3 protein-coding genes are annotated in these 1,791 nt (G+C 58.3%); 1 reads left to right on the top strand and 2 read right to left on the bottom strand.

The window, feature by feature from the left end; translation table 11 throughout:
• Both A3754_RS25400 and hemJ read right to left on the bottom strand, forming a co-directional pair.
• The coding region (locus A3754_RS25400) for a hydroxymethylpyrimidine/phosphomethylpyrimidine kinase (protein ID WP_197468871.1) at window positions 1-466 on the bottom strand (466 nt) is incomplete at its 3' end.
• Window positions 467-536: 70 nt separating this feature from the next.
• Window positions 537-980: a protoporphyrinogen oxidase HemJ gene (gene hemJ / locus A3754_RS25395; protein WP_063521690.1), complete on the bottom strand. Its 444-nt coding sequence runs from the start codon at window positions 978-980 to the stop codon at window positions 537-539.
• Window positions 981-1,093: 113 nt separating this feature from the next.
• Between hemJ and A3754_RS25390 the strand changes: the two genes are divergently transcribed.
• Window positions 1,094-1,791, top strand: a 698-nt coding sequence (locus A3754_RS25390) for a chloride channel protein (RefSeq protein WP_197468870.1), incomplete at its 3' end; no start/stop codon positions are given.

Genomic DNA, 1,791 nt, shown 5'->3' with positions numbered 1-1,791 from the left:
GACCGCAGTCGGTGACGCTTGTTTGCCCGCTCAGGGCCTGGGCTTCTGGCAGGTTGGGGGTCATCACGTCGCACAGTGGCGCCAGCTTTTCGAGCATGGCTTCGGCGAGGGATTCCTGCGCCAGGCTGCCGCCTGCTTCGGCGGCCAGTACCGGGTCGAGAATGACGGGAACGCCGGGCAGACGCTTGAGCAGGCAAACAATGAAATCAATGATGGCCACCGAGCCGGTCATGCCGATCTTGATGGCCTGGTAATCCATGTCGTCCAGCAGGGCGTCGGCCTGTTGTTGCAGCAGGCCGATATCGGTGAGCCGGAAGCCGCGCACGTTCTGGCTGTTCTGCACGGTGAGCCCGGTGATCAGGGTGGAGGCGAAGCCGCCCAGGGCCTGAATGGCTTCAATGTCGGCATGGATGCCGGCGCCCCCGGAAGGGTCGTGGCCGGCGATGACGAGAATGTTCGGTTTCATTGATAACGCCTGATGCTGGAAGCCGGACGCCTGATGCCGGTCTGCACCGAGCGTCAGGCCTTGGCCGGAATTAGAAAGGACGAACAATCACCAGAATAACAATGGCGATGAGCAGGACAACCGGGATCTCGTTGAAGATCCGGTAGAACTTGTCGCTTTTGGTGTTGGCGTCGGCGGCGAACTTCTTCATGTAGGACAGGCAGACGTGGTGGTAGCCAATCAGCAGGAACACCAGCGCCAGTTTGGCGTGCATCCAGCCGTTGCCTTTGTAGGCTTCCATGTTTGCCATGAACATCCACATGCCAAGCACTACGGTGACAATCATGCTGGGGTTCATGATGCCCCGATAGAGTTTGCGTTCCATGATCTTGAAGCGTTCGCGGCTGGGCTGATCGTCTGCCATGGCGTGGTATACGAACAGGCGGGGCAGGTAGAAAATGCCGGCAAACCAGCAAATTACAGCGATCAAGTGGAAGGCCTTGATCCAGAGAAAGTAATCGAACGCAAACTGCATGGGGCTTCCCTTATTGGTGGCTGCATTGGAGAGATATTTCCAGTCGGCGTACACTATACAGACTTACCTGTTTTCTTTCCGGTTCACTTGCTACTGCCTTGAGAAGGAGCGCTGTGAATAAGCGGCCACGCCATAGTCGTCTGTTGCGTTACTACCTGTTTCGTACCCGGCGGCTGAGCCGTCGGCAGCTGGGTTCCTGGCAAGACTGGAAACTGCGCGCGGTATTCTGGACTGGCGCGGTGATGGTGGGGTTGTTGGTGGTGGCGTTTGCCTGGGTGGCTGAACTGGCCTCCCATACCTTTACCGCTATCCATGCTCATTCGCCGTACCTGCCGGTGCTGATTACTCCGCTGGGAATGGTGATTATTGTCTGGTTGATGCGTCAGTTGGGCACCGAATCCCAGGGCAGTGGTATTCCCCAGGTGCTGGTGGTGCTGAAGCAGCGTTACCACTGGCTGCGCCCTGCTTTCCTCTCCTTGCGCGTGATCCTCAGTAAGTTTGTACTCACCTGCCTGGGGTTGCTGTGCGGGGCCAGTATTGGCCGCGAGGGCCCCAGTGTGCACATGGGCGCGGCGATGATGTATTCGGTGGGCCGGGTGGGGCGGCTTCAGCAGAAATACGTGGATAATTCCCTGATTGTGGCGGGTGGCGCGGCAGGGGTGTCGGCGGCGTTTAATGCCCCGCTGGCAGGGATTGTGTTCGCCATTGAGGAGTTGTCCGGCTCGTTTGAGCAGCGCACCAGCGGTACCCTGATCATGGCCATCATTCTTTCCGGTGTGGTGGTGTTGATGATAATGGGGCACTACAGTTT

The organism is Alcanivorax sp. HI0083 (genome assembly GCF_001635175.1).
This window is presented reverse-complemented; position numbering and strand designations above follow the sequence as displayed.